This window comes from Novosphingobium sp. BF6 (assembly GCF_058273105.1).
This window is the reverse complement of sequence record NZ_CM177775.1, coordinates 1,747,926-1,773,549: the sequence shown is the minus strand read 5'-3', so window position 1 is coordinate 1,773,549 and position 25,624 is coordinate 1,747,926. Positions and strand designations below refer to the sequence as shown.

At 64.8% G+C, this 25,624-nt stretch carries 26 protein-coding genes; 9 read left to right on the top strand and 17 right to left on the bottom strand.

Annotated features, from left to right (window positions below; all coding sequences use genetic code 11):
• Positions 1 to 54: 54 nt before the first annotated feature.
• Positions 55 to 513: a GNAT family N-acetyltransferase gene (locus tag AC4D6D_RS08770; RefSeq protein WP_491324975.1), complete on the bottom strand. Its 459-nt coding sequence runs from the start codon at positions 511 to 513 to the stop codon at positions 55 to 57.
• 257 nt (positions 514 to 770) lie between these two features.
• On the opposite strand from AC4D6D_RS08770, the gene ettA reads away from it, so the two are divergent.
• The 3 genes from ettA (at position 771) to AC4D6D_RS08755 (ending at position 4,532) form a co-directional block, all read left to right on the top strand.
• The gene (gene ettA / locus AC4D6D_RS08765; protein WP_147220493.1) at positions 771 to 2,444 is read left to right on the top strand and encodes an energy-dependent translational throttle protein EttA; all 1,674 of its coding nucleotides are present in this window, start codon (positions 771 to 773) and stop codon (positions 2,442 to 2,444) included.
• 192 nt (positions 2,445 to 2,636) lie between these two features.
• Complete coding sequence (locus AC4D6D_RS08760) at positions 2,637 to 3,743, top strand: RcnB family protein (RefSeq protein ID WP_491324974.1); 1,107 nt, start codon at positions 2,637 to 2,639, stop codon at positions 3,741 to 3,743.
• 126 nt (positions 3,744 to 3,869) lie between these two features.
• Entirely contained in the window at positions 3,870 to 4,532 is a 663-nt protein-coding gene (locus AC4D6D_RS08755; protein ID WP_491324973.1) for a prolyl hydroxylase family protein, read from the top strand.
• Between the two features lie 17 nt (positions 4,533 to 4,549).
• Here AC4D6D_RS08755 and AC4D6D_RS08750 read toward each other — a convergent pair whose 3' ends face one another.
• The 4 genes from AC4D6D_RS08750 to AC4D6D_RS08735 all read right to left on the bottom strand — a co-directional run bounded on the left by AC4D6D_RS08750 (position 4,550) and on the right by AC4D6D_RS08735 (position 7,843).
• Entirely contained in the window at positions 4,550 to 5,080 is a 531-nt protein-coding gene (locus AC4D6D_RS08750) for a DUF1003 domain-containing protein (protein ID WP_491324972.1), read from the bottom strand.
• Positions 5,081 to 5,106: 26 nt separating this feature from the next.
• Positions 5,107 to 6,711 carry a lysine--tRNA ligase gene (locus tag AC4D6D_RS08745; RefSeq protein ID WP_491324971.1) on the bottom strand — a complete coding sequence of 535 codons (1,605 nt, stop codon included), beginning with the start codon at positions 6,709 to 6,711 and terminating at the stop codon, positions 5,107 to 5,109.
• A 242-nt stretch (positions 6,712 to 6,953) separates the two neighbouring features.
• A complete protein-coding gene (locus AC4D6D_RS08740; protein WP_491324970.1) occupies positions 6,954 to 7,247 on the bottom strand; it encodes a DUF2218 domain-containing protein in 294 nt (97 codons plus the stop codon).
• Positions 7,244 to 7,843, bottom strand: a complete 600-nt coding sequence (locus AC4D6D_RS08735; protein ID WP_491324969.1) for a PadR family transcriptional regulator — start codon at positions 7,841 to 7,843, stop codon at positions 7,244 to 7,246. The genes AC4D6D_RS08740 and AC4D6D_RS08735 overlap by 4 nt, the downstream gene beginning before the upstream one ends.
• A 325-nt stretch (positions 7,844 to 8,168) precedes the next feature.
• Here AC4D6D_RS08735 and AC4D6D_RS08730 point away from each other — a divergent pair, with 325 nt between their 5' ends.
• Both AC4D6D_RS08730 and AC4D6D_RS08725 read left to right on the top strand, forming a co-directional pair.
• Complete coding sequence (locus tag AC4D6D_RS08730; protein WP_491324968.1) at positions 8,169 to 10,910, top strand: ATP-dependent DNA helicase; 2,742 nt, start codon at positions 8,169 to 8,171, stop codon at positions 10,908 to 10,910.
• A 125-nt stretch (positions 10,911 to 11,035) separates the two neighbouring features.
• A complete protein-coding gene (locus tag AC4D6D_RS08725; RefSeq protein ID WP_147219651.1) occupies positions 11,036 to 11,581 on the top strand; it encodes a SixA phosphatase family protein in 546 nt (181 codons plus the stop codon).
• A gap of 18 nt (positions 11,582 to 11,599) precedes the next feature.
• Here AC4D6D_RS08725 and AC4D6D_RS08720 read toward each other — a convergent pair whose 3' ends face one another.
• From AC4D6D_RS08720 to rpmF, 5 genes are all read right to left on the bottom strand, one after another.
• Entirely contained in the window at positions 11,600 to 11,980 is a 381-nt protein-coding gene (locus AC4D6D_RS08720; RefSeq protein WP_491324967.1) for a MerR family transcriptional regulator, read from the bottom strand.
• A 41-nt stretch (positions 11,981 to 12,021) separates the two neighbouring features.
• Complete coding sequence (locus AC4D6D_RS08715; protein WP_147219653.1) at positions 12,022 to 12,315, bottom strand: integration host factor subunit alpha; 294 nt, start codon at positions 12,313 to 12,315, stop codon at positions 12,022 to 12,024.
• Positions 12,316 to 12,429: 114 nt separating this feature from the next.
• On the bottom strand, positions 12,430 to 13,398 hold the full coding sequence (locus AC4D6D_RS08710; RefSeq protein ID WP_491324966.1) for a beta-ketoacyl-ACP synthase III: 969 nt from the start codon (positions 13,396 to 13,398) through the stop codon (positions 12,430 to 12,432).
• Positions 13,398 to 14,459, bottom strand: coding sequence for a phosphate acyltransferase PlsX (gene plsX / locus AC4D6D_RS08705; RefSeq protein ID WP_491324965.1), 1,062 nt, complete (start codon positions 14,457 to 14,459; stop codon positions 13,398 to 13,400). The genes AC4D6D_RS08710 and plsX overlap by 1 nt, the downstream gene beginning before the upstream one ends.
• Before the next feature lie 27 nt (positions 14,460 to 14,486).
• Positions 14,487 to 14,666, bottom strand: a complete 180-nt coding sequence (rpmF, locus tag AC4D6D_RS08700; protein WP_013833797.1) for a 50S ribosomal protein L32 — start codon at positions 14,664 to 14,666, stop codon at positions 14,487 to 14,489.
• Positions 14,667 to 14,827: 161 nt separating this feature from the next.
• Here rpmF and AC4D6D_RS08695 point away from each other — a divergent pair, with 161 nt between their 5' ends.
• Entirely contained in the window at positions 14,828 to 15,220 is a 393-nt protein-coding gene (locus AC4D6D_RS08695) for an MAPEG family protein (RefSeq protein ID WP_491324964.1), read from the top strand.
• A gap of 61 nt (positions 15,221 to 15,281) precedes the next feature.
• Here AC4D6D_RS08695 and AC4D6D_RS08690 read toward each other — a convergent pair whose 3' ends face one another.
• Both AC4D6D_RS08690 and AC4D6D_RS08685 read right to left on the bottom strand, forming a co-directional pair.
• A complete protein-coding gene (locus tag AC4D6D_RS08690; RefSeq protein ID WP_147219657.1) occupies positions 15,282 to 15,965 on the bottom strand; it encodes an MBL fold metallo-hydrolase in 684 nt (227 codons plus the stop codon).
• A gap of 52 nt (positions 15,966 to 16,017) precedes the next feature.
• Entirely contained in the window at positions 16,018 to 16,686 is a 669-nt protein-coding gene (locus AC4D6D_RS08685; protein ID WP_491324963.1) for a S24 family peptidase, read from the bottom strand.
• Between the two features lie 103 nt (positions 16,687 to 16,789).
• On the opposite strand from AC4D6D_RS08685, the gene AC4D6D_RS08680 reads away from it, so the two are divergent.
• Complete coding sequence (locus AC4D6D_RS08680) at positions 16,790 to 16,978, top strand: hypothetical protein (protein WP_147219659.1); 189 nt, start codon at positions 16,790 to 16,792, stop codon at positions 16,976 to 16,978.
• Positions 16,968 to 17,363 carry a hypothetical protein gene (locus AC4D6D_RS08675; protein ID WP_491324962.1) on the top strand — a complete coding sequence of 132 codons (396 nt, stop codon included), beginning with the start codon at positions 16,968 to 16,970 and terminating at the stop codon, positions 17,361 to 17,363. Before AC4D6D_RS08680 ends, AC4D6D_RS08675 begins: the two co-directional genes overlap by 11 nt.
• A gap of 42 nt (positions 17,364 to 17,405) precedes the next feature.
• Here the strand turns inward: AC4D6D_RS08675 and AC4D6D_RS08670 are convergent, their stop codons facing one another.
• The 5 genes from AC4D6D_RS08670 to AC4D6D_RS08650 all read right to left on the bottom strand — a co-directional run bounded on the left by AC4D6D_RS08670 (position 17,406) and on the right by AC4D6D_RS08650 (position 23,377).
• Positions 17,406 to 18,344 (bottom strand): D-2-hydroxyacid dehydrogenase, encoded by a 939-nt coding sequence (locus AC4D6D_RS08670; RefSeq protein ID WP_491324961.1) that lies wholly within the window; start codon positions 18,342 to 18,344, stop codon positions 17,406 to 17,408.
• Positions 18,345 to 18,464: 120 nt separating this feature from the next.
• The gene (gene cysS / locus AC4D6D_RS08665; protein ID WP_491324960.1) at positions 18,465 to 19,940 is read right to left on the bottom strand and encodes a cysteine--tRNA ligase; all 1,476 of its coding nucleotides are present in this window, start codon (positions 19,938 to 19,940) and stop codon (positions 18,465 to 18,467) included.
• Positions 19,941 to 20,021: 81 nt separating this feature from the next.
• Positions 20,022 to 21,836 carry a cobaltochelatase subunit CobT gene (cobT, locus tag AC4D6D_RS08660; protein ID WP_491324959.1) on the bottom strand — a complete coding sequence of 605 codons (1,815 nt, stop codon included), beginning with the start codon at positions 21,834 to 21,836 and terminating at the stop codon, positions 20,022 to 20,024.
• Between the two features lie 93 nt (positions 21,837 to 21,929).
• A complete protein-coding gene (gene fsa / locus AC4D6D_RS08655; protein WP_132263009.1) occupies positions 21,930 to 22,580 on the bottom strand; it encodes a fructose-6-phosphate aldolase in 651 nt (216 codons plus the stop codon).
• A 101-nt stretch (positions 22,581 to 22,681) separates the two neighbouring features.
• Positions 22,682 to 23,377: a DUF4197 domain-containing protein gene (locus AC4D6D_RS08650; RefSeq protein WP_491324958.1), complete on the bottom strand. Its 696-nt coding sequence runs from the start codon at positions 23,375 to 23,377 to the stop codon at positions 22,682 to 22,684.
• Positions 23,378 to 23,458: 81 nt separating this feature from the next.
• Here AC4D6D_RS08650 and AC4D6D_RS08645 point away from each other — a divergent pair, with 81 nt between their 5' ends.
• Positions 23,459 to 25,624, top strand: a complete 2,166-nt coding sequence (locus AC4D6D_RS08645; RefSeq protein ID WP_491324957.1) for a primosomal protein N' — start codon at positions 23,459 to 23,461, stop codon at positions 25,622 to 25,624.

The following is a 25,624-nucleotide window of genomic DNA, read 5'->3' as shown; positions in this document are numbered from 1 at the left end:
ACGCGCCCTGCCGCTCCTGCCAACCGGTCCATCCCGATTGTTGTGCGGGCCGGGTCAGGCCGTGAGATCGAGCTGCATAAACTGGTTGTGCGGGCTCGGCTGGTAGTCGGCGAAAGCATCGCAGGAGACGAACCCGCTACTGCGGTAGAGCGAGATCGCCGGGACATGGAGCGGCGCCGTGCCGGTTTCCAGGCTCAAGCGCGCATATCCCCTCGCCCTTGCGACATCGACGATATGGCCGAGCAGCGCGCGCCCTACGCCTGTTCCCCGCGCGGCAGGCGCGGCCCGCATCGATTTGACTTCGCCATGAAGGGAATCCAGTTCCTTTAGCGCCGCAAAGCCCGCCAGCGCCTCGCCGCTCCAGGCCGTCCAGAACGTGACGCCGGGCGCGGAAAGCCCGCTGGCGTCAAGCGCGAAGGCATGTCCCGCCATCACGTCCTGCAATTCACGAAGGTGATGCTCCAGCAACTGCGCAACGTAAGGTGCCGTGGGATCGTCCTGCCGTATTTCCATGTCATCACTTCCGCCGGAGCTGCCCCCGGTCCGTACCGGGGAGACGGCGCCGACACCTAGTCTCTTCAGGCGCATTGAAAAGCCTGTAAATTCCGCTTCACCTGAAGGACGGCTCCTGCGCATCGGCACGTCGCGACGATCGCGCCCGGAACGCCGCACTTTCGCCGGTCCCGGCCCCTGCCCTTGGCAACAGGCCCCGGCATCTGTAGAGCGAGCGGCAACTTTTTCGATCCAGATCCTATTTCCAGAGGAAACCGATGGCTGCCCAATACGCCTTCGTCATGAAGGGCATGACCAAGACCTTCACCGGCGCTCCGAAGCCGGTGCTGAACGACATCAACCTCCAGTTCTATCAGGGTGCCAAGATCGGCATCGTCGGCCCGAACGGCGTTGGCAAGTCGACCCTGATCAAGATCATGGCCGGCATCGACACCGATTTCACCGGTGAAGCCTGGGCCGGTGAGAACATCACCGTCGGCTACCTCGAGCAGGAACCGGAACTCGATCCGACCAAGACCGTGCTCGAAAACGTCAAGGACGGCGCGCGAGAGACGGCCGACATGGTCGAGCGCTTCAATGCGATCGGCATGGAGATGGGCGAGGAAGACGCCGACTTCGAAGCGCTCGGCGCCGAAATGAGCGAATTGCAGGACAAGATCGACGCGGTCGACGGTTGGACGCTCGACAACCAGCTCGAAATCGCGATGGAAGCGCTGCGCTGCCCGCCGGGCGACTGGCCGGTGGAAAGCCTGTCCGGCGGTGAAAAGCGCCGCGTGGCCCTCACCCGCCTGCTGATCCAGAAGCCGTCGATCCTGCTGCTCGACGAACCGACCAACCACCTCGACGCCGAATCCGTCGAATGGCTGGAAAACCACCTGAAGGAATACGCGGGCGCGGTGCTGATGATCACCCACGACCGCTACTTCCTCGACCACGTGGTGGACTGGATCCTCGAACTCGACCGCGGAAAGTACTTCCCCTACGAAGGCAACTACTCGACCTACCTCGAGAAGAAGGCCAAGCGCATGGAGCAGGAGGACCGCGAGGAATCCGGCCGCCAGAAGGCGCTCAAGGACGAGCTGGAGTGGATGCGGCAGACCCCCGCCGCCCGCCAGACCAAGTCGAAGGCGCGTATCCGCAAGTTCGAACAGCTTCAGGAAGCCCAGGCCGGTCGCAAGCCCGGCAAGGCGCAGATCGTCATCCAGGTGCCCGAGCGCCTGGGCGGCAAGGTCATCGAGGTGAAGGGCATCTCGAAGGCGTTCGGCGACAAGCTGCTGTTCGAGGACCTGTCCTTCATCCTGCCGCCGGGCGGCATCGTCGGCGTGATCGGCCCGAACGGCGCCGGCAAGTCCACGCTGTTCAAGATGCTCACCGGCAAGGAAACCCCGGACGAAGGTTCGATCGACATCGGTTCGACCGTGCACCTCGGCTTCGTGGACCAGAGCCGCGATCACCTCGATCCGAAGAAGAACGTCTGGGAGGAAATCTCCGACGGACTCGACTACATGAAGGTCAACGGTCACGACATGTCGACCCGCGCCTATGTCGGCGCTTTCAACTTCAAGGGCGCCGACCAGCAGAAGAACGTCGGCAAGCTCTCGGGCGGTGAACGCAACCGCGTGCACATGGCCAAGATGCTCAAGGAGGGTGGCAACGTCCTCCTGCTCGACGAACCGACCAACGACCTCGACGTCGAAACGCTGGGCGCGCTGGAAGAAGCCATCGAGAACTTCGCGGGCTGCGCCGTGGTCATCAGCCACGACCGCTTCTTCCTCGACCGTCTGGCGACTCACATCCTCGCCTTCGAGGGCAACAGCCACGTCGAATGGTTCGAAGGCAACTTCGAGGCTTACGAAGAAGACAAGCGCCGCCGCCTCGGCGATGCGGCCGACCGTCCGACCCGTCTGGCCTACAAGAAGCTGACGCGCTGATCCTTCCGATCGGATGAAACGAGCGAAGCCGCCGTCCGGGCTACTGGACGGCGGCTTTGTTCATTCAGAGCGAAGCGAACCTGAACAATCGACCCGATCTCGGTTCACCATTCCGACAGCGCCTTTGGCCTAGACATAGGCTCAGGATGAACCGTCATCGCCGGGCGGCAAATCCGGTTTGGAGACCGGAAAATGAAAAAGGAACATACACTGAAGGCGAAGTCGCTTCTTTCTGCTGCGGCTCTCGGCGCGATGGCGATTGCCGCTGTCGGACTTGCCGTTCCCACGACTGCCATGGCCGAGCCCCGTCAGGAACGCTCGCGTGGTGAAGATCGCAGCGGCGGAGAACGTCGCGGCGGCAACGGCGGCGTCTACCGCCCCGCCCCGCAACAGCAGGCGCCTCAAGCTCGTCCCGAGGTCCAACGCCCGCAGCCTGCGGAACGCGCGCAGCGCCCGTCGGCATGGAGTAGCGGAGACCGGCAACAGGCCCAACAGGCTCGGCCTGCGCCTCAGCCCGACCGCTCATGGAACAATGCCCGCCCGCCACAACAGGCGCAGCAGGCCCGACCGGATCGTGGCCCCAACCAGGGCCAGCCGGGCTGGAAGGCCGGCAATCGCTGGCAGGGCAACGGGGCTCCGGGCGGCTGGCAAGGCTCTCGCGGTAACGACGACCGTCGCTGGAGTGCGGGAAATCGCCCCGACCGACCGGATCGCCCCGATGTCCGTCCTGGCGAAAATCGTCCGGACGGCCGCCCCGGCTGGAACGGCAACGACAATCGCCCCGATCGCAATGCCTGGGGCAAGGACCGCCGGAACGACGATCGTCGCTGGGAAAACAACGGCAACCGTCCAAACGACAGCGCCTGGAACAGGGACCGCCGTAACGACGATCGTCGCTGGAACAACAACGACAACCGCCCCGACCGTAACGCCTGGGGCAAGGATCGCCGCAACGACGACCGCCGCTGGGCCGGTAACGACAACCGTCGCTGGGACCGCAACGACTGGCGCCGGGACAACCGCTACGACTGGCAGCGCTATCGCGACCGCAACCGCTCGATCTATCGCATCGGCGGCTACTACGCGCCCTATCGTGACTATTCCTACCGCCGCCTGAGCATCGGTTTCTCGCTGGGTTCCATGTTCTATGGCAGCAATTATTGGATCAACGACCCGTGGCAGTACCGTCTGCCCCCGGTCTACGGCCCCTATCGCTGGGTCCGCTATTACGATGACGTGCTGCTGGTGGACGTCTACTCCGGTGAAGTTGTTGACGTGATCTACGATTTCTTCTGGTAATCGCTCGTACGAAAGCCCTCCGGATCCTCCGATCCGGGGGGCTTTTCGCATCCGGCGAAACGACCGCCCACAGTTTCGTAGCCAGGCCAGATTGATCCCGATCGAACGGCGGCTAGTCTCGACCCCATGAAACCCGCCCATCCCGATTGCGACGCTCTGGCAAGGACGGGCAGCCGCGTTCGCAAGCGCCTGAAGGAAAATCCCGCGCTGGCCCGGCTGGCGGTGGAAGGCGCGGAAATCTACAACGCGCCCAACTTTCTCAGCGACGCGCATTGCCGCCATCTCATCGGCCTGATCGACGAGGTCGCCTTCCCCTCCCGCCTCGTCGAGGAACAGGACTGGGAGGGATACCGGACCAGCTTTTCTGGCGACGTCGACCCTCGCGACGGCATCGTCCGCGCGCTCGACCAGCGGCTCACTGCCCTGACCGGCATCGCTGCCGGACACGGCGAATCCGTGCAGGGCCAGCGTTACAAGCAAGGCGAATACTATCACGAGCACTGGGACTGGTTCGACACCCAGGCCCCGTACTGGCGTCGCGAAAGCCGAAACGGTGGGCAGCGCAGCTGGACGGCGATGGTCTATCTCAACGGCGTGGAGGAAGGCGGCACCACCGATTTCGTCCACCTCAACCTCAAGGTCGTGCCCGCCGCCGGATCGCTGCTGATCTGGAACAACGCCCTGCCCGACGGCTCGCCGAACCCGTTGACGATGCATGCCGCCCGTCCGGTCCTGCGCGGCGTCAAGTACGTGGCGACGAAGTGGTTCCGCGCCAGACCCTGGAAGTAAGGCGCCCTAGGGAAGTTTCAGGCTTGCTCGCCGTCTTCGGCAGAGCGCCGTGTTTCCAGATATTCCATCAGGTGATCGAACCGCCGGTGCAGGCGGATGATTTCCAGCTGCGTCCGCAGGTTCACCTCGTAGTCGTGCCGCGCGGTGATGCGGTCCTTGTCGGCCTGCCGGTTCTGGCTCATCATGATGACCGGCGCCTGGATCGCCGCCAGCATCGAGAGCATCAGGTTCAGGAAGATATAGGGATAGGCATCGAAGGGCTTGATCCCCAGGGCCTGCAGGACACTGCTGTTGAGCAGCATCCAGCCGAACAGCACCAGCCCGAAAGCGATGATGAAACCCCAGCTTCCGCCTACCGCGGCGACCCGATCGGCCAGCCGATCCCCGCGCGTGGCGTGAAGCGCGGCCAGTTCATCGGCATTGGGACCGCCGACGGTTCCGGTCGCGATGCGGCGGAGGACCTCCCGGTCCTCCTTGTCGAGATCGTCGAACCGGCGCCCGAGCAGCTCTTCGGCAAGTTCCTCGGGCGTCCTGGGGTTCTTGTGCATCTGCAGCCTCTGTTCGCGGGCGCCCCTCAATTTGTCAGGGAAAGGGCCTCGGCGATCAGTTTGCGTGTTTCGGGCACGCCGTAAAGGGCGATGAAGCTGCCCATGCGCGGCCCCTGCGGGCTGCCGAGCAGCGTCTCGTAGAGCGCCTTGAACCAGTCGCGCAGGCTCTCGAACTGATAGGCCTCGTTCTTGCCGATCTCGTAGACCACGTTCTGGAGTTCCTCGGCACTGGCCTCGGGTCCGGCCTTCTCCAGTTCGGCGTCGAGCACCTTTAGCGCTTCGGCTTCGGTGGCACTGGGCGCGCGGCGCTGGAGGGTCGGCGCAATGAAGTCGCGGTTGGTGGCCAGCGCGGCCCGGACCATCTCGCCGAGTTCCGGATGAGCCTCGGGATTGGCATCGGCTACATAGTTGCCGAGATAGGACCACACCTGATCGGCAGTCGCATCGGCGCCGAGCACGCCCACGAGGTTGAGCAGCAGCGAGAATGTCACCGGCACGGCGTCGCCGGCGCCCTCACCGTCGCCGCTCGCGCGCAGCAGGTGCCACACGGGATTGCCGAGTTGCTTGTCCAGCGCTTGCCCGGCAAGGTTGCCGCGGAACTGCCAGTATTCATCGACCGCCTTGGGGATCACGCCGACGTGAAGCTGCTTGGCGCTCTTCGGCTCGCGGAACAGGTAGAAGCCCAAGGACTCTTCCGTGCCATAAGTCAGCCATTGCTCGATGGTCAGGCCGTTGCCCTTGGACTTGGAGATCTTCTCGCCGTTCTCGTCGAGGAACAGTTCGTAGATCAGGCCCTCCGGCTTCCGACCACCCAGCACCTGCACGATCTTGCCCGATTGGGTGACTGAGTCGGTCAGGTCCTTGCCGCACATCTCGTAGTCGACGCCGAGCGCATACCAGCGCATGGCCCAGTCGACCTTCCACTGGAGCTTGGCCTTGCCGCCGAAGGCCGACTGCTCGACGACGGAACCGTCCTCGTCGGTGAAACGGATGAGGCCGGTGGCGGGATCGAGCACTTCGACCGGCACCTGAAGCACCACGCCCGTAGTCGGCGAGACCGGCAGCACCGGCGAATAGGTCTTGCGACGCTCTTCGCGCAGGGTCGGCAGCATGATGTCGAGAATGCCCTGGTTGCATTCCAGCACGCGCTTCAGCGCTGCGTCGAATTCGCCGGAATTGTAGCGGTCGCTGGCCGAGACGAACTCGTAGTCGAAGCCGAAACGGTCGAGGAAATCGCGCAGCATCGCATTGTTATGATGCGCGAAGCTCTCATGCGTGCCGAACGGGTCGGGAATACGGCTGAGCGGCTTGCCGAGATTGGCAGCGAGCACCTGCGAATTCGGGATATTGTCAGGTACCTTGCGCAGCCCGTCCATGTCGTCCGAGAAGGCGACGAGGCGCGTCGGCGCGCCGCCGGTCAGCGCTTCATAGGCGCGGCGGACGAGCGTGGTGCGCAGAACTTCCTGGAACGTGCCGATATGCGGCAGGCCCGAGGGGCCGTAGCCGGTCTCGAACAGCACGGGCGCGCCGCCGGGTTTGCCCTGCGGATAACGCTTGAGCAGCTTCTGGGCCTCCTGGAAGGGCCAGGCCTTGGACACACGTGCGGCTTCGATCAGGGCTTGTTCAGTCATGGCAGCGCTCTTTGGCCAAAAGCGCGCATTTCGCAAGGGCGAAGCGAGGAAACCGAATGGAGCCGGTAGCGAAATCGCAACCGGATCGGCTCGGACATGAAGATCGGGCCATCGTACCGGCGCCGAAAATCCTCCCCCTTATCGCCCCAATCCGTCGTCCCCGCGAAGGAGACGACAGCGGACAGCTATGCGGACGTTTCCGGTGGAAGACCGACCTTCGGGATACCGAAGGTACTTGCCGGTCAGCCTTCCCGCCACTGCCAATCATAAGCGAGCGGCGCCTCGCGGAAGGCGAAACGGTCGATGTGGCGGGCGACCACGTCGGTCAGGCCCTCCACATCTTCGCGCTTTTCGCCGGTGATGGCGATGGTGATGCCCTCGCCATCCGCCGCCATGGTGGCAACGGCGTTCGGGAACGTCACCGTGCCGGTATCGCCGTCCACTTCGGTCTGGAGCTTGTGACTCCAGTGCTTGCAGAGCTGGCGGACGTATTTGCCGCCGCTTTCCGTGGCGACGCGGGCCGTGATGGTGCTCATCCTTCGATCCTTTCGATCTTGCGGGTCGCCTCGTCGAGCGCATCGGCGATCTGGAGGATCACCTCGCGATTGGCGCCGTCCTTCGACAGACGGTCGAACATCGCGATCTTCAGCGCATGCATGGCGCGGCGCACGGGTGCCGGGTCGACCTTCTCGCGCGCCTCGGCAAGCGCGGAAAGACGAGCCTTGAGCGCTTCGGCCTTGTCGGCATCGGCCTGAGCCTGCGCGCGGCCTTCCTCGGTCGCCTCGTAGGACTTGCGCGAGCCTGCATCGGCTGCCGGAGCGATCAGCCCGGACTCTTCCATGTAAGTGAGCGCCGGATAGACCACGCCGGGGCTCGGCGCATAGTCGCCGCCGGACAGGTTCTCGATCTCGCGGATCAGGTCGTAGCCATGGCGCGGAGTCTCGGCGATCAGGGCGAGCAGCAGGGTCTGAAGTTCGGCCTGGTCGAACAGACGCTTGCGGCGTCCACCCCCCATGGGTCCACCAGAGCCGCCGCCGAAACCTTCGCCGCGACCGCCGCGACCACGCCCCCGGCCACCCGGAAACCCGCCGCCGAAGCCGTCATCGTCGCGGGCGAACGGACTGCGGCCCATGCCGAATCCGCCTCGGCCGCGCATGCCGTGGGGGACGTGGTCCTCGCGGCGCTCGCCCCGATGATGTCCGCCCCGATGATGGTCACGGCGACGGTCGTGAAGACACGCGCCGCGTTCTGCGCGGTCCATACCGCGCCGGTGAGAATGGAAATCTCTCATGTCGTTTTCAATCCTTTTCATGATGGCATCAAGATATATCTTAAATTGTCGATCACAAGAGTCTAAAATGTATCTTGATGTATTTTTTTAACGAAGCACCGGTTTTCGACGGAAGCTAAGCCTGCAGGGTTTCCCTTTTGTCCGCGCCTTGCCTAAGACCGGGGCCATGGCTGCCCTGCCCATTCCTGCCCTCCACGCCAGCCATGGCGGTTCCTGGCTCCGCGACGGATCGGGCAATACGCGCCCGGTTTCGAAGGGCGAATCGGTCACGACGGCGGCCGATACGCCGCTGCTGATCCTCAACGCCCCGCTGGTGGCGACGCGCCTCGGCTACCCGGACCTGTCCGGCCTCGATCTGCTCGAACTCTACGCTTTCGTGCATCCGGCCCGCTTCGTCGTGCCGACGCCGAAAGGCCTCGCCCAGGCGCTCGACCTCGACGTGCCGCAAGACGATGCCGATGTGCCCCGCCTGCTCCAGGAGGCTGCGGGTGCCCTGCTCGATATCTGCGAAAGCCCGACCTGGTCCGAGCGCGAAGGCGCCTGGACCTCGCTGCAGTCGCTCGTGCGGATGCGCTGGCCCTGGGCCAGCCTGCTCGGCCCGCGCATCGCCAAGCCCGAGCGCGCCGAGCGCTGGCTGTTCAGCAAGCTGCCGGAATGGGAGGAAAGCACCGAACTGCCGCAGCCCCGGCAGATCGTCCTCGAAAAGGACGAGGTGCTCCAGCGCCTCGCACAGCTGACCGGCAGCAGCGCCGAACAGCGCCCCTCGCAGCAGGCCTATGCCGCCGAGGCCGCCGCCGCATTCGCGCCGCGCAAGTCATCAGGGCGTCCGCATGTCGTGCTGGCGCAGGCGGGCACCGGGATCGGCAAGACATTGGGCTATCTCGCCCCCGCCTCGCTTTGGAGCGGACTTTCGGGCGGCACCACCTGGGTTTCGACATATACCAAGGCGCTGCAACGCCAGCTTCGCAAGGAAAGCCGCCGCGCCTGGCCGGAACGCCGCACGGACGGCACCCCGCCCGTCGTCGTGCGCAAGGGGCGCGAGAATTACCTCTGCCTGCTCAATCTGGAAGACGCCCTGCAAGGCGGGTTCACCGGACGCCCGGCGATCATGGCACAGCTCGTAGCGCGCTGGGCCGCCTATTCGCAGGACGGCGACATGATAGGCGGCGACCTGCCCGGCTGGCTCGGCACCCTGTTCCGGCAACGCGGCATCACGGCGCTTACCGACCGGCGCGGCGAATGCGTCTATGCCGGTTGCCCGCACTATCGGAAATGCTTCATCGAGCGCGCCGCCCGCGCCAGTGCCGGGGCAGACCTGGTGATCGGCAACCATGCGCTGGTGATGATCAACGCCGCGCGCGGCCGCGACCATGCCGCCCGGCCGACCCGCATCGTCTTCGACGAAGGCCACCACGTCTTCGATGCCGCCGATTCGACATTCGCCGCCGCCCTCACCGGCACCGAGGCGATCGAACTGCGCCGCTGGGTGATCGGCCCGGAGAAGAACTCGCGCGGCAGGCGACGCGGCCTGTCCGCTCGCCTCGCCGATGTCGCCAGCTATGACGAAGCTGGCGCCAAGGCAATCAATGCCGCCCGCGCCGCCGCCGAAGCCCTGCCCGGCGACGGCTGGATGCAGCGCCTGACCGAAGGCGAGCCTTCCGGTCCGATCGAGGAGCTGCTCGCGGCCGTGCGCGCCGCCGTCTACGCGCGCGACGAAAGCGGCGGTCAGGAAGCGGGCTACGGACTGGAGACCGAAGCGGCAGGCCTCGAAGGCTCCTTCGTCGAAGCGGCCGAGGCCGCCCGCGAGGCCTTGGGCGAACTGCGCCAGCCCCTCGTCCGACTGGGACTAAGGCTGGAAGCCCTGCTGGAGGACGGGCCGGACTGGCTCGACGGGCCGGGCCGTGCCCGCATCGAAGGCGCACGCCAGTCGCTGGGCTGGCGCGTCGATATCCTGCTCGCCTGGGAGGCCATGCTGGGACGCCTCGGCGGCCCCGCCGATCCGGAATTCGTGGACTGGCTGGCGCTCGACCGCTCCGAAGCGCGCGAATACGATGTCGGCATCCATCGCCACTGGCTGGACCCGATGAAGCCTTTCGCCAGCACCGTGCTCGAACCCGCCCACGGCGTTGTCATGACCTCGGCGACGCTGCGTGACGGCGAAAGCTGGGACAAGGCCATCGCCCGCTCCGGCGTCAACCATATCGACGTCGCGCCCAAGCTCTCCGAACACCTCAGCCCCTTCGACTATGCCAACCAGGCCGAAGTGCTGATCGTCACCGACGTGCCACGCGGCGACATTCCGGCGCTCGCGGGCGCCTATGGACGGCTGATCGAGGCCGCTGGTGGCGGCGTGCTCGGCCTGTTCACCGCCATTCGCCGCCTGCGCGCGGTCTACGGCCGCATTGCCGACCGCCTCGCCCGCGGCGGTTTGCCGCTCTACGCCCAGCACGTCGATCCGATCGACACCGGCACTCTGGTCGACATCTTCCGCGACGACCCCGCCGCCTCGCTTCTCGGCACCGACGCCCTTCGAGACGGCGCGGACGTTCCCGGCGAATCGCTGCGCCTCGTCGTCATGGAGCAGGTGCCCTGGCCGCGCCCGACCATTCTCCACCGCGCCCGGCGCGTGGCCGGCGGCGGCTCGGTCTATGACGACGGCCTGATCCGCGCCAAGCTGGCGCAGGCTTTCGGGCGTCTGATCCGCAGCAAGGGCGATCGCGGCCATTTCGTGGTGCTGTCCTCGGCATTCCCGTCGCGCCTGCTCAGCGCCTTTCCCGCCGGAACCCCGGTTCTTCGCATTTCGCTGGAGGAGGCCTTGCATCGCGTCGCCTGGAATGGTTCAGGGGAAGGTGAAAGACCGGGCGCGACAGCACAGTCATCGGCTTCGCCGCTCGCGCCGGACGCCTGAGTATCGCCACTTAGAGCGGTTTCCGATCCGATTGCATCGGATCAACTGCTCTAGACTTTTGATTTGTCGCATTTTCCGAATCATCGGGTGATTCCACCCGATTAGAAAATGCTCTAAGGGCTTGCATGAAAACGCTTGGAATCTTCCGCCACGCCAAGTCCGACTGGCACGATGCCCGCCTGCGGGACTTCGACCGCCCGCTCAACAAGCGCGGACGCAAGGGCGCGGCCTTGATGGGGCTGCATATCCGCGATCATGCAATGGGCTGGAAGCGCGTGCTCGCCTCGCCCGCCGTCCGCGTCACCCAGACGTTGGAACTGGCCGGAGAGGCCGCGGGCGAAATGCCGCCCGTCACCTGGGACCGGCGGATCTATCTCGCAAGTTCGGCCACCTTGCTCGATCTGCTGCGCGAACAGTCCGGCGATCCGCGCTCGATCATGCTGGTGGGCCACAATCCCGGCCTCGAAGACCTGATCTTCGATCTCGTGCCCGACGACGGCAGCAGCCCCATGCGCGACATGGTGGAGGAGAAGTTCCCGACCGCCGCTTATGCGGTGATCGAACTCGACATCGAATCCTGGGACCAGATCGCCGAGAACGGCGGCCGCCTCGTCCATCTGAAGCGCCCGCGCGACCTCGACCCCGAACTGGGGCCTACGCCTCTCGACTGAAATCGCGCCGGTTTCGAATCAGGCCTCCGCGAGCGCGTCGGCCAGTCGCCCGCGAATCCGCCGCAATTGCTGTTCCACGAAATCCGGCAGAACCGCAGGCGCGGGTTCAGCGACACTGGCGACGACGATCGCAGTCGGCTCGTTGCCTTCCAGCGCCATGCGTGCACCGCGCAAGGTATAGCCCTCGCGATTGACCAGCCTGTCGATGCCCGCGATCAGCGCGACATCTTCAGGCCGGTAATAGCGACGGTTGCCGCTGCGTTTGATTGGCTGAAGCGCAGGAAACTGCTCTTCCCAATAACGCAGCACATGCTGGCGAATGCCGAGCGCCTTCGTCACTTCACCAATCGTGCGAAGCGCGTCCGGCGCCTTCCCATCGTTGAAGATGGAATCCGTCATTCCTGAATTCTCCGTATTACCGACTTGATGCCGAATCCGGATCAGCCGGTAATGCGATCCTTCAGCATCTGGCTGGCCCGAAACGTCATGACCCTGCGCGGAGTGATAGGCACTTCCACGCCGGTTTTCGGATTTCGGCCGACCCGCTCGCCTTTGTCGCGAAGAAGGAAAGTTCCGAATCCCGAAATCTTGACGTTCTCCCCCTCTGCGAGGGCGTCAGACATATGCTGCAATATAGTTTCCACCATCGCAAGCGACTCGGATCTGGACAGACCGAGCTTCCTGTGGATGGCTTCAGCGATTTCCGCCCTGGTCAACGTGTCCGTGGAGCGCATAAGTCCCGCATCCCCTCCTGCGACAACCCCCCTTCCAACAATATTATGAAAATATGTGGGAAAAGCAATGGTTCCCGGCAAGTGTTTCGCCGATGTTCCGCAATGGGGCGAAAATCAGATGCGGATAACGCTGGCACCCCAGGTAAAGCCGCCGCCCATCGCTTCCAGCACCACGAGGTCGCCCTCGAGAATGCGTCCATCCCGGACGGCCTGATCGAGCGCCAGCGGCACCGAGGCGGCTGAGGTATTGGCATGCTGGCCAACGGTCATCACAACCTTTTCGGCAGGCAGATTGAGCTTGCGCGCGGTCGCATCGAGGATGCGGGCATTGGCCTGATGGGGCACCAGCCAGTCGATATCCTCGGGCGAATGTCCCGTTTTCTCAAGCACTTCCTTGAGAACGTCGGCCAGGTTGACGACCGCGTGGCGGAAGACTTCGCGGCCCTTCATGCGCAGCTTGCCGACCGTCCCGGTTGTGGATGGGCCGCCGTCGACGTAGAGTAGCTGGTTATGCGCGCCGTCGGCATGGAGGCGCGTGGCAAGCACACCGCGCGGCGCTTCCTCGCCCTGTTCCTGCGCTTCGAGCACGATCGCACCGGCCCCGTCGCCGAACAGAACGCACGTGGTCCGATCTTCCCAGTCGAGAATACGGCTGAACGTTTCCGAACCGATCACCAGTGCGCGCTTGGCCATGCCGGAACGCAGCATCGAATCGGCAACACCGACCGCATAGAGGAAGCCGGAGCAAACCGCTGCCACGTCGAAAGCGATGCAACCCCGGCAGCCGAGATTGTTCTGGACGATCGTGGCCGTGGCCGGGAAAGTCTGGTCCGGCGTGGCAGTCGCCAGCACGATCAGGTCGATCGACGAAGCCTCGAAACCGGCAGCCTCGATCGCCTTGCGCGCGGCATCGGTCGCCAGGCTGGACGTCGTCTCGTCCGGCGCGGCGATATAACGATTGGAGATGCCGGTACGCTCGACGATCCACTCGTCGCTGGTATCGACTTTCTCGGCCAGTTCGGCATTGCTGACCGAACGACGCGGCAAGGCAGAGCCCGTGCCGACGAGAACCGAACGAAGCATCAGGCGCTCTCTTGCTGGACGCGGGGCTTGCGCAGAGACGTCCCGCCTAGGCGGGCGAGGTCGGCAGAGATCCGCTCGGTCACGTTTTCCTCCAGGAGGCGGGCGGTAACCGCCACGGCATTGGCGACGCCGGCGGCATTCGCACCGCCATGGCTCTTCACCACGATGCCGTTGAGGCCCAGGAAAACCGCGCCGTTATGATTATTGGGATCGAGATGGTACTTGAGCAGCTCGGTCGCCGGTTTCGAGATCAGGAATCCGATCTTCGAGCGAAGGGAACTGCTGAAACCGCGCCGCAGCAGGTCAGCCACGAAACGGGCAGTGCCTTCCACGGCCTTGAGCGCGACGTTGCCGGAAAAACCGTCGGTGACAACGACATCCATATCGCCGCGGCCGAGCTTGTCAGCCTCCGTGAACCCGTCGAAGGAGATCGACAGATCGGCGGCCGATGCCTTGAGCATTGCCGCTGCTTCACGCAGGTCCTCGGTGCCCTTGGTTTCCTCGGTACCGATATTAAGCAAGCGGACGCGCGGCTGATCGCGCCCCGTAGCGACGCGGGCATAGGCAGCGCCCATGATCGCGAACTGCACGAGATTGCGCGCATCGCACTCGGCATTGGCACCGAGGTCGAGCATGACGAGGTCATGATCTTCCAGCGTCGGCAGCAGAGCGGCCAGCGCCGGGCGATCGATGCCGGGCATCGTGCGCAGCGCAAGCTTGGAAATCGCCATCAGCGCGCCGGTATTGCCGGCACTGACGGCGGCTCCGGCGTCACCCGCCTTCACCGCCTCGATAGCGCGTCCCATCGAGGTGCCCTTGGCCCGGCGCAAGGCCTGACTGGGCTTGTCCTCGCCACTGATGACGCCATCAGTATGCAGGATCTCGGAACTTGCCCTGAGATTCGGATGGTTCTCGAGCGCGGCCTTGATCCGCGGCTCATCACCGACCAGCAGGAACTTGAAGCGATCGTGACGACGGCGCGCGAGAGCAGCGCCTTCAATCATGACGCGCACGCCCTCGTCGCCGCCCATCGCATCGATAGCGATACGCGGCAGACTCATGGGCAACCTCCGAAAATCGTCTTGGTCTTAGATTTCGACCGCGACGATCTCACGACCGTTGTAGTGGCCGCAAGCGTTGCAGAGGTTGTGGGGGCGCTTCAGCTCGCCGCAGTTCGGGCACTCGTGGAAAGCCTCGACCTTCAGCGCGTCGTGGCTACGACGCATGCCACGGCGGGAGGGGGTGGTCTTTCTTTTAGGGACAGCCATTTCGGCACCTGTTCCTGGAATTGAATGTCAAAAAGGCCGCCGGAAACCGTATTCGCGGACCGGCGGCTTGCGAAGGCGCGCCTATAACCCATTTCGCACGAGTTGCAACCCGTTCCTCTGCGCCGCATGAAAGCGAAATTCACCCAGGGGGAAATCGATCCATGATTCTACAGACAACTTTGTGCCTCGCGGCGGCGGCGGGCGTAATCACCTTTTGGCATATAGTACGGATCGCCCAGATCCGCATGAAAGAAAAAGTGCTGTTCGGGGACGGCGGACACGACCTGCTGTCGCGCCGTATGCGCGCCCAGCTCAATTTCGTCGAAAGCACGCCTTTCGTGCTGATCCTGGCCGGAGCCATCGAGATGACCGGTAAAGGCGGCGCATGGCTGGCGATTGCCGGCTCGCTGTTCATGCTCGGTCGCGTCGCCCATGCCTTCGGCATGGACATCGACAGGCCCAATCCGCTGCGGATCGTCGGCGTCCTCCTTACCGTACTCACCCTGCTCGGTCTCGCCGCAGTGGCCGTGCTGATCGCGCTTGGACGGTTCTGAGAATCGAAAAGGGCGGCGCTGACGGCACCGCCCTTTCCTTATAGCACTGCAGCGCAGCGACTCAGGCAGGAAGTCCCCGTTCCAGCGCCGCATCGCCGACATAGGGATTCGTCCGCCGCTCGTCCCCGAACGTGCTTATCGGCCCGTGTCCAGGCACGAACGTCACATCGTCACCCAGCGGCCAGAGCTTGCCGGTGATCGAATCGACGAGATCCTCCAGATTGCCGCGCGGAAAATCCCAGCGGCCGATGCCGCCCTGGAACAGCACGTCCCCCACCATCGCGAACTTGCTGGGCGCGTGGTGGAATACGACATGGCCCGGCGTGTGTCCCGGGCAATGGACGACATCGAGCTCCAGTTCGCCCACCGTCACCTTGTCGCCATCCTCCAGCCAGCGGTTCGGCTCGAAAGTATGCGCCTCCATGTTCCAGCGCGGGCCGTCGTCGTTGAGCTGGGCGATCCAGAAACGGTCTTCTTCCTGCGGGCCTTCGATAGGAACGCCCATCTCTTTCGCGAAGATGCCGGCCATTCCACAGTGATCGAGATGCCCGTGTGTCACGAGGATCTTCTCCAGCGTCACGCCGGTCTTCTCCAGCGCCTGGCGCAGCTTCGGCAAGTCCCCGCCCGGATCGACGAAAGCGCCGCGCATGGTCTTGGTGCACCATATCAGCGAGCAGTTCTGCTGAAGCGGCGTAACGGGAATGATGCCGACGCGCATCGGCTGCTGCTCTGGGTTTTCGCTCATGCTTCCGGAAATGGCGGGAAGCCGGGAGGAATGCAACCTTGCCCCTAGTCGGTCAGATTCGCCCGCCCTTCCAGACGACCCTCCCGATCACCTCGATTTCTTCGAGCGCGCATTCGATCGGGCGATAGGCCGGATTGTCGCTGAGCAGCGCAATCCGCCCTGCTCGCCCGGATTCCAGGCGCTTCACGAGAACCGTATCGTCGAGCCGGACGACATGGATACCGTCGCGCAGCGGACGCCAGTCCCGGTCGACCAGAATTTCGTCGCCGTCGCGCAACACCGGCTCCATCGAATCGCCGCTGACAACGATGGCCGAGAGCATTTCCGGTCGCAGTCCCATGGAACGGAGCCATCGCGGCGAAAACCGGATCGTTCCGAACACTTCCTCACCGTCCGGCAAGGCTCCCGGTCCCGCGGAGGCCCCCACCGCCAGACGCGGAACGTCCACCCAGTCGCCCGCGTAGGAATTACGACCGAGATCATAGGATTTTTCCTTCGACACGCCGAATTCCGCCACTTTCCCGAATTCCGATTCGTCGACTCCGAAAAACCGCGCCAACATTCCGCGATCGCCTTCTTCCAGCTTCTTCGGACTACCTTTTCTAATGAATTGCTGAAGATACGTTGTATTCTTTCCAATCATTCTAGAAAGTGAAGAAAGGCTCGCGCCGCGTTCCTCGGCGAGTTCCAGCAGGCGACGACGGATTTCGGCGTTTTCCATCTTGTAACCTTACTCGTAGGAAATTTCCTAGACAAGCCCTACGCAATGAGAACATAGTAAGAACACAAATCGCGATTCCCTCGCCGCCGGAGCCACGCGTCCCATGCTTCTACTCCAGATAGAGCGCTTCCTGCGCCTGACCGGGATGCCGTGGACGAAGTTCGGCCGCCTCGCCGCGCAGGACCCGCGATTCGTCGGCGATCTGCGCGGCGGACGCAGTCCCCGCGCGCCAACCGCCTCCCGCATCCGACTTTTCATGACGACTTACCTGGAGAGCCTACATGCACGTTAACTTTGCCCACGACCGCTCGATGCTCCAGTCGGCTCGAAAGGCCGTGGGCGACGCCTGTCAGGGGACTTTTTCACGAGGACCCTGGCTGCTGCTTCTGGCGGAAATCCTGAAACTCGCCGGTCCGCGCGCCGAATTCCTGCGCCATGCGGAACGCCCCTGGAACAGCGCGACATTCTCCGGGTCTCGCCATAGCATCGCCCTCGCCTTCACCGACAAGGATGCCATTGCCGACGGCGAACGCCTGATCGAAGCCCTGCCCGAGCACGAGTTCGCCATTCCCCGCCAACTGGTTGCGGATGCATCCGTCTCCGAGGCCGATCACCAGGCCGGACCGCCGCCCTGCCTCAGGCTGGAACTCGAACTGCTGCTGCTGGAAGAGTGCTGATCGGCAAGTAGAAAAGGCAGGGCAAAAGCCCTGCCTTTTCGTTCAATAGCCTTGCGAAAGATCGACGCGGTGCTCCAACGGCTCGCCGCGCACGAAATGCTCCAGATTGGCAAGAAAGCGCGCTGCCCCCCGCTCGAACAGGCTGTCCTGCGCACGCCCCGCCAGATGCATCGAGATATGGACATTCTCGCGAGACCATAGCGGATGATCCGCAGGCAGCGGTTCCGGCTCGGTCACATCGAGGAAGGCGCCGCCAAGATGGCCCGAATCGATGGCCGCCAGCAATGCATCCTGCTCGATCACCGTCCCCCGCGCGAAGTTGAGGAAGATCGCCCCCGGCTTCATCGCCGCAAACTCCGCCTCGCCGAACATGCGCTGGGTCTCGGGGGTGGACGGAACGATCGCGATCACCCAGTCGAAGCGGCCGAGCTGACCGCGCCAGTCGTCCGAACCGAGATCGCCCGGCCCCGGACGGCGGCGTACGCCGGTCACTTCGGCACCGAACGCCCGCAGGATTTCCGCGATCCGCCCGCCGATCTCCCCTGCGCCGACGACCAGCACTTTCGAACCGAGAAGTTCGCGCTTGCCCGGAGGCTGCGCCAGCCACTCATGCCGATCCTGTGCCCGCACAACCTCGCGCCAGCCCTTCGCGACCGCAAGCATCCCCATCAGGACATATTCCGCCACCGACTGGGCATGAATGCCCGAACCGTTGGTCAGTTGAATGCCGCGCTCCGCGATGAGCGAGAGGGGAAGCCAATCAACGCCCGAAGAGAGCGCCGTATACCAGCGCAGATTGTCAGCCGCAGCGATGAACTCGGCAGCCAGAGCCGGTGCCACTGGATCCAGCCAGGCGATCTCGGCGCGCGGCGCCAGTTCGAGAAGCTGCTCGCCACCCTCGTACCAGAGCGGCTCGATGCCCTCGGGCAGGTGCCCTTCCAGCAGGGTACGCGACTTGGCGTTAATAACGGCGATGGTCATGGCGAACTCCGACAGCCGCCCCGTTTCAGGGCTTTTGCCCGTGATCGGGACAGCCCATCGGCTTTGCAAGACTCTCGAAGCTGCGCTTAATGCAAGAGCGCTTCCGCTCCGCTCACACCGTCAGCCGAGCTTCCATTCCCAACCGAGCGGATCGCCGTCCATCGCCTCGACGCCCTTGACGGCAAGTTCGTCGCGCAAGGCATCCGATGTAGCGAAGTCCTTCTCGGCACGCGCAGCCTTGCGGCGGGCGAGCACGTCCTCGATCTCTGCTTCGGTTATCGCGGCACTCTTGGGACGGAGGCGCAAGTCGGCGCGGCTCGTGCCGAACAGGTCGAGGCCGAGCACGGCATCCATGCGTTCGATAACCGCGCGCTTGGCGGCGGGATCGACCTTCTTGGCCGCCAGCACCTCTTCCAGCGCGGTCAGCGCGACGGCGGTGTTGAGGTCGTCCCCGATCGCCTTCTCGAAAGTTTCGAGCATGGGCGCGAGCTTGGGATGACCGGCATCGCCCGCCTCCACATCACCGAGCCGTTCCACCACGATAATCATGCGCTTGAGGCGCACCAGCGCGGCGGCAAGGCCTTCCCACGAGAACTCAAGTTCCGAGCGGTAATGCGCCTGAAGGCACATCATGCGGTAGCCGAGCGGGTGATAGCCCTTGTCGATCAAGAGTTGCAGCCGCAGGAACTCGCCTGACGACTTGCTCATCTTGCCGGAGCGTTCGACCAGAAAATTGTTGTGCATCCATACTTTGGCCCCGGAATTTGCGGCCACGTCGAGGCCGCAGGAATCTTCGGGCTTGCAGCAGAACGCCTGGTTCTGGGCGATCTCGTTGGGGTGATGGATCTCGCGGTGATCGATGCCGCCGGTATGGATGTCGAACGGGAATCCGAGCAGGTCGCCGGACATGACCGAGCATTCGAGATGCCAGCCCGGAGCACCCCGCCCCCAAGGCGAATCCCATTCCATCTGACGCTTCTCGCCTCCAGGCGTCTTGCGCCAGATGGCAAAGTCGGCGGCATTGCGCTTGCCTTCGACGGCCTCGATCCGGCCCTCGCCCTCATCGGTCACGGCGCGTGCGAGGCGGCCATAGTCGGCGACGGTGGAAACGTCGAAGTAGAGACCACTTTCCAATTCATAGCAATGGCTTGGAGCGATCTTCTCGGCAAATTCTATCATCTGCGGCACATAGTCTGTCGCGATCGACCACTTGGCCGGCTGACGGATATTCAGTGCCTTGATGTCGGCCCAATAGGCCTGGGTGTAATGTTCGGCGATGTCCCAGATGGACTGGGACTGGGTCCGCGCCATCTTCTCCATCTTGTCCTCGCCTGCGTCGGCGTCGTCGGTCAGGTGCCCGACGTCGGTGATGTTGATGACGTGGGTGAGCCTGTAGCCCTTGTGGCTCAGCGTCCGGCCGAGAATGTCCGCGAAGACATAGGCGCGCATATTGCCGATGTGGGGGTAATTGTAGACCGTCGGCCCGCAGCTGTAGACCCGCGCCTCACCGGCGTGAACGGGCTGGAACGGCTCCAGCTGGCGGGTCAGGCTGTTGAACAGCGCCAAGTTCGTCGGGATGCTTTGCGTCTCGGTCATGACGCAGGGCAATTAGGCAGGAGCCGGGCGCAGTCAAGCCATCAGCGACGCGCCCGGCGGTTCACCAGCCCTCGAAAGCGATCACTCTTCCTCGAAAAGCCCTGCAAGCTGCTCGATCATCGTGCCGCCGAGTTGCTCGGCGTCCATGATCGTCACGGCGCGGCGGTAGTAGCGGGTCACGTCATGACCGATGCCGATCGCCACGAGCTGGACAGGCGACTTCGCCTCGATCCATTCGATCACCCGGCGCAGATGCGCTTCCAGATAACCCGCCGAATTCACCGAGAGCGTCGAATCGTCCACCGGCGCGCCGTCGGAGATCACCATCATGATCCGCCGGTCCTCGGGGCGGGCAAGCATACGGTTGTGTGCCCAGAGCAGCGCCTCGCCGTCGATGTTTTCCTTGAGCAGACCTTCGCGCATCATCAGGCCGAGGTTCTTGCGTGCCCGGCGCCACGGCTCATCAGCCTTCTTGTAAATAATGTGGCGCAAGTCATTGAGACGGCCGGGATGTTGTGGGCGTCCGCCGGCCAGCCAGGACTCGCGGCTCTGCCCACCCTTCCACGCGCGGGTGGTGAAGCCGAGGATCTCGACCTTCACGCCGCAGCGCTCCAGCGTGCGGGCGAGCACGTCGGCGCTGATCGCCGCGATCGAGATCGGGCGGCCGCGCATCGATCCGGAATTGTCGAGCAGCAGGGTGACGACGGTGTCCTTGAACTCCACGTCGCGCTCGACCTTGTAGGACAGCGACTGGCCGGGAGAAACGACCACGCGGGCGAGCCTCGCCGCATCGAGCAGCCCTTCTTCCTGATCGAAGTCCCACGAGCGGTTCTGCTGCGCCATGAGACGGCGCTGGAGCCGGTTGGCAAGCCGCGTGACGACGCCCTGAAGCCCCTTGAGCTGCGCATCCAGATAGGCGCGCAGGCGGGTCAGCTCTTCGTCGTCGCAAAGCTCTGACGCAACCACGGTCTCGTCATAGGCCTCGGTGAAGACCTTGTAGTCGAAACTGTCGGGAATGTCGGTCCAGGGGCGGTTCGGGCGGACGGGCATCATGCCCTCCTCGCCTTCCTGGCCCTCTTCGCCGTCTTCCATCTCGTCCGAGTTCTCGCCCTCGGCCTCGCTTTCGCCTTCGTCCTGACCGCTGGAAGGTTCCGCGGCCATTTCGGTGGATTGCTCCTCCTTGCCGCTCTCGTCGCCGGTCTCGTCTTCCTCGGTCTCGTCGTCGCCGTCCATGTCCTCGGACTCTTCAGGCGGCTGCTCGATCTTTTCGGCCTGGGTCATCTCCAGGTGCATGAGCATGTCGAGCGAGAGCTTCTGGAAGGCCTTCTGGTCTTCGAGGGAACCGGCGAGCGCCTCGAAATCGTCGCTCGCCTTCGATTCGATCCAGCGCCGCACCATGTCGACGCCGAACTGGGCGGTTTCGGGAACGGGCTGGCCGGTCAGACGCTCGCGCAGCAGGAGTGCCAGAGCGGTCGGGATCGGCACGCCGTCGGGGCTGTCCGCGCGGGTGATCGGATCGCTGGCAATGCGCGCCTCCAGCGAAGCGTCGAGGTTCGCGCGCATCCCGTCGTAGCTGTTGGCGCCGAGCGCCTCGTAGCGCACCGTCTCGACCGCGTCGTAGCAGGCCCGCGCCGAAGGATCGGCCGGGGCGTTGCGCATGTGCAGCTTGTCGTTGTGGTGCTTCAGGCGGAGCGCGAAGCTGTCCGCATAGCCGCGCGCCTGCATGGCCGCCGCTTGCGGAATCGAGCGGCCGGGCATCGGCACGCGGAAGGTCTGGCCCGTGGAGCTGGGAGCGTCGGCGGTCCAGTTGACCTCGACTTCGGCGTCCTGCGCAATGGCGCGCGAGGCGCCGGTCAGGGCCAGCTTGAAGCGATCGACGGGAGTTTCTTCGGACATGGCACGCTCAATGGCGGCTTAGCCCGCCCGGTGCAAGCCGGGATGAGCGAGCCTCGCTTCCGGTGTCATCCCGAAAGCAAGGCTCAATCTCTATCAGAGCGACTGGCCGGTCTTGGCCCAGTCGGCCATGAAGCCTTCGATGCCCTTGTCGGTCAGGACATGCTTCACGAGGTTCTTGATGACCGCTGGCGGCATCGTCGCGACGTCGGCGCCGATGCGTGCGCATTCGAGGACGTGGACGGGGTGGCGGATCGAGGCGGCGAGGATCTCGGTCTCGAAGGCGTAGTTGTCATAGATCAGGCGGATGTCGCGGATCAGATCCATGCCGTCAAAGCCGTTGTCGTCGTGACGGCCGACGAAGGGCGAGACGAAGCTGGCACCAGCCTTGGCGGCGAGCAGGGCCTGATTGGCCGAGAAGCAGAGCGTGACGTTGACGAGCGTGCCGTCCGAGGTCAGCTTCTTGCAGGTCTTGAGGCCGTCGATGGTGAGCGGCACCTTGATGCAGACGTTGTCGGCGATCTTGCGGAGGATTTCAGCCTCGCGCATCATGCCTTCATGATCGAGCGCGACGACTTCGGCGCTGACCGGGCCATCGACGAGGCCGCAGATTTCCTTGGTGACTTCGAGGAAGTCGCGGCCGGACTTGGCGATCAGCGAGGGGTTGGTGGTGACGCCGTCGAGCAGGCCGGTGGCGGCGAGATCGGCGATGTCGTTGGTGTCGGCGGTGTCGACGAAGAACTTCATGGCGCGGTTCCTGTGGTGCGGGGCTGCCGACGGGCATTCGGTGCCCGCCGATTCTGGCGCTCCCTATAGGGAAGCACGCCCGTTCCCGCTACCCTGCCGAATCAGGCCTTCCTGAGCGCGCCGATCAGCACCGTGTCGCCGGTTTCCGCCGGGTCCTGACGGATCGCCGCCTCGGCCGCGCCGATCTCGTACCAGATGCCGTTGTCGGCATCGAGCGCGAGGGCATGGGCGGTGTCCTGCACCGTCACGCCCTTGAGCGCGGCGATCGCCTGATTGAGCGTGGTGTCCTGCGCCTCGCTGATGGCGCGCTCGATCTCGGGGATCATGGCGTTGACGAGCGCCGGGCCCATCGCGCGTCGCAGCAGCGTGGTCGCCGCGGTATTGCCCCCGGTCAGCACTTCGGCCGGATCGGGAATCGCCACGCTCTGGACGGTCTTGAGCACCAGCGGCCCCGCCGCGCGCGCGCCGGGCGTGGCGAAGAGGTTGAGCTGGTACTGGAGTTTGTCGCGGAAGGCCTTCGACTTGAGGACGCCGGTGGTGGTCTTGCCCGGACGCCCGAACAGCACCGGCATAGGGATACGCGCGACCGGGCTGGTCCAGAAGCCCTCCGGCTGACCGAGCCACGCAAAGGCGCGTTCGGAGGAGGTGCGCATGAGGCGGCGGACAGGATCCGCACTGGCCGAAGAACCCGAACCGGCGAGCGTGGAGCAGCCAGGAAGCATCATTACCCCGGTGGCGAGCAGGCCCATGAGAACGCCGCGACGGCTCCAATCCGCACCCATATTCTCAGCCGCCACTGCCGAATTATCCCCTGTTCCCCAGTTCACCATCATCAACTCCTTCACGCCCCCAGGCAGCAGTGCCTATATGCAACCCACATGAAACGCGTCCGAATCCTCGTCTTCAACGCCGCACTTGGCGTCCTCGACTACCGCGTCCCTGAGGGCATGGCGATAGAATTCGGCTCCGTTGTGATTGCGCCGCTCGGCCCCCGGCAAGTGCTGGGCATCGTTTGGGAACCCGATCGCCTGAGCGCGCAGGACGTGCCGGAATCCAAGCTGCGCCCACTGCTGGAAGCACTGCCAGTCCCGCCCTTGCCCGAGCGCCTGCGCCGCCTGATCGAATGGACCGCCGACTACTACTGCGCCTCGCTGTCCTCGGTGGCGCGCATGGCGCTCGGCAGCATGGCGGCGCTGCGCGGCGGCGGCACGACCACCGAGTATCGCCTGACCGGACAGGAACCCGCTCGCCTCACCCCGCAGCGTGCGGCCGCGCTCGACGCACTCCAGGGCGAACAGGCCTCGATCAAGGAATTGGCCGAGCTGGCCTCGGTCTCGGAAGGCGTGCTGCGCGGGATGGTCGGCGCCGGATTGCTGGAGCCGGTCGTCGTCGATCTCGACCGCCGCTATCCCCCTGCCCGGCCCGAGCACGCCCAGCCCACGCTTTCGGAAGGCCAGCAGGCCGCTGCCGACATCTTCGTGGAGGCGGTAAAAGCCCACAAGTTCGCGCCCTTCCTGCTCGACGGCGTGACCGGCTCGGGCAAGACCGAGACCTATTTCGAAGCCGTGGCCGAGGCCCTTAGGCTAGGACGGCAGGTCCTCGTGTTGCTGCCCGAGATCGCGCTCACCGAAAACTTCCTGCGCCGTTTCGAGCATCGTTTCGGCGTGCCGCCGATTCTCTGGCACTCCTCGCTCAAGTCCAGCGAGCGTCGCCGCGCCTGGCGCGCGATCGGGGCGGGCGAGGCGCAAGTGGTGGTCGGCGCCCGCTCGGCGCTGTTCCTGCCTTACGCGAGCCTCGGCCTGATCGTCGTCGACGAGGCCCACGAAATCTCGTTCAAGCAGGACGACGGCGTGCGCTACAATGCCCGCGACGTGGCAGTGATGCGCGCCAAGTTCGAAGCGATCCCGGTCGTGCTGGCGAGCGCCACCCCGGCGCTGGAATCGATGCAGCTTGCCGAAGCCGGGGTCTATCGAAAGATTGATCTGCCCTCCCGCTTCGGCGGCGCGCAATTGCCCGACATCAAGATCCTCGACTTGCGTCAGGAAGCCCCCGAGCGCGGCAAGTGGCTCGCCCCGCGCCTCGTCGAGGAGATGAAGGCACGGCTGGCGCGCGGCGAACAGTCGCTGCTGTTCCTCAACCGCCGGGGCTATGCGCCGCTGACGCTCTGCCGCCACTGCGGCTACCGCTTCCAGTGCCCGAACTGCACGGCCTGGCTGGTCGAGCACCGCTTCTCGCAGCGCCTCGCCTGCCATCACTGCGGCCATGAAGTGCCGGTACCCGAGGCCTGCCCCGAATGCGGCACCGGCGATTGCCTCGTCGCCTGCGGCCCCGGCGTCGAGCGGATTGCCGACGAAGTGGCCGAAATCCTGCCCGAGGCCCGCGTCGCCCTCGTCACGTCGGACACCATGAACACCGCCGAGGCGGTCGGCGAATTCGTCGCCAAGGCCGAAGGCAAGGCGATCGACGTGATCGTCGGCACCCAACTCGTCACCAAGGGCTATCACTTCCCCGACCTGACGCTCGTGGGCGTGGTCGATGCGGATCTCGGTCTCGAGGGCGGGGATTTGCGCGCGGCGGAGCGGACCTATCAGCAGGTCGCGCAGGTGGCAGGTCGTGCCGGACGCGGCGAGAAGCCCGGCGAAGTGCTGATCCAGACGCGGCATCCGGAAGCCTCGGTGATCTCGGCGCTCGCCGCCGGAGACCGCGATGCCTTCTATGCCGCCGAAATCGAGGCCAGGCGCGATGCCAATGCCCCGCCTTTCGGGCGCTGGGCGGCGATCATCGTCTCCTCGGAAGATCAGGCCGAAGCCAAGGCCGCCGCCCGCGCCATCGGCGGCACCGCGCCCAACCATCCGGACATGCTGGTGCTCGGCCCGGCTCCCGCCCCGCTCTCGCTGCTGCGCGGACGCCACCGGTTCCGCCTGCTCATCAATGCGCGGCGCTCGGCGGAATTGCAGAAGATGCTGCGGGAGTGGCTGGAACCGCTGCGGTTCCCACGCGGGGTGCGGGTGCACATAGACATCGACCCTTATTCGTTCGTGTGA

Bases quoted from the DNA above. Each gene is read 5' to 3' on its own strand.
- AC4D6D_RS08680 (WP_147219659.1), top strand. From the start codon at position 16,790: ATGCTTCTACTCCAGATAGAGCGCTTCCTGCGCCTGACCGGGATGCCG.
- AC4D6D_RS08690 (WP_147219657.1), bottom strand. From the start codon at position 15,965: ATGAGCGAAAACCCAGAGCAGCAGCCGATGCGCGTCGGCATCATTCCC.
- AC4D6D_RS08720 (WP_491324967.1), bottom strand. From the start codon at position 11,980: ATGACGGATTCCATCTTCAACGATGGGAAGGCGCCGGACGCGCTTCGC.
- AC4D6D_RS08735 (WP_491324969.1), bottom strand. From the start codon at position 7,843: ATGGGCCGCAGTCCGTTCGCCCGCGACGATGACGGCTTCGGCGGCGGG.
- AC4D6D_RS08760 (WP_491324974.1), top strand. From the start codon at position 2,637: ATGAAAAAGGAACATACACTGAAGGCGAAGTCGCTTCTTTCTGCTGCG.
- AC4D6D_RS08745 (WP_491324971.1), bottom strand. From the start codon at position 6,711: ATGACTGAACAAGCCCTGATCGAAGCCGCACGTGTGTCCAAGGCCTGG.
- AC4D6D_RS08695 (WP_491324964.1), top strand. From the start codon at position 14,828: ATGATTCTACAGACAACTTTGTGCCTCGCGGCGGCGGCGGGCGTAATC.
- fsa (WP_132263009.1), bottom strand. From the start codon at position 22,580: ATGAAGTTCTTCGTCGACACCGCCGACACCAACGACATCGCCGATCTC.
- rpmF (WP_013833797.1), bottom strand. From the start codon at position 14,666: ATGGCTGTCCCTAAAAGAAAGACCACCCCCTCCCGCCGTGGCATGCGT.
- AC4D6D_RS08670 (WP_491324961.1), bottom strand. From the start codon at position 18,344: ATGACCATCGCCGTTATTAACGCCAAGTCGCGTACCCTGCTGGAAGGG.
- AC4D6D_RS08645 (WP_491324957.1), top strand. From the start codon at position 23,459: ATGAAACGCGTCCGAATCCTCGTCTTCAACGCCGCACTTGGCGTCCTC.
- AC4D6D_RS08755 (WP_491324973.1), top strand. From the start codon at position 3,870: ATGAAACCCGCCCATCCCGATTGCGACGCTCTGGCAAGGACGGGCAGC.
- cysS (WP_491324960.1), bottom strand. From the start codon at position 19,940: ATGACCGAGACGCAAAGCATCCCGACGAACTTGGCGCTGTTCAACAGC.
- AC4D6D_RS08675 (WP_491324962.1), top strand. From the start codon at position 16,968: ATGCACGTTAACTTTGCCCACGACCGCTCGATGCTCCAGTCGGCTCGA.
- ettA (WP_147220493.1), top strand. From the start codon at position 771: ATGGCTGCCCAATACGCCTTCGTCATGAAGGGCATGACCAAGACCTTC.
- AC4D6D_RS08730 (WP_491324968.1), top strand. From the start codon at position 8,169: ATGGCTGCCCTGCCCATTCCTGCCCTCCACGCCAGCCATGGCGGTTCC.
- AC4D6D_RS08715 (WP_147219653.1), bottom strand. From the start codon at position 12,315: ATGCGCTCCACGGACACGTTGACCAGGGCGGAAATCGCTGAAGCCATC.
- AC4D6D_RS08770 (WP_491324975.1), bottom strand. From the start codon at position 513: ATGGAAATACGGCAGGACGATCCCACGGCACCTTACGTTGCGCAGTTG.
- cobT (WP_491324959.1), bottom strand. From the start codon at position 21,836: ATGTCCGAAGAAACTCCCGTCGATCGCTTCAAGCTGGCCCTGACCGGC.
- AC4D6D_RS08740 (WP_491324970.1), bottom strand. From the start codon at position 7,247: ATGAGCACCATCACGGCCCGCGTCGCCACGGAAAGCGGCGGCAAATAC.
- AC4D6D_RS08725 (WP_147219651.1), top strand. From the start codon at position 11,036: ATGAAAACGCTTGGAATCTTCCGCCACGCCAAGTCCGACTGGCACGAT.
- AC4D6D_RS08750 (WP_491324972.1), bottom strand. From the start codon at position 5,080: ATGCACAAGAACCCCAGGACGCCCGAGGAACTTGCCGAAGAGCTGCTC.
- AC4D6D_RS08710 (WP_491324966.1), bottom strand. From the start codon at position 13,398: ATGCTTCGTTCGGTTCTCGTCGGCACGGGCTCTGCCTTGCCGCGTCGT.
- plsX (WP_491324965.1), bottom strand. From the start codon at position 14,459: ATGAGTCTGCCGCGTATCGCTATCGATGCGATGGGCGGCGACGAGGGC.
- AC4D6D_RS08685 (WP_491324963.1), bottom strand. From the start codon at position 16,686: ATGGAAAACGCCGAAATCCGTCGTCGCCTGCTGGAACTCGCCGAGGAA.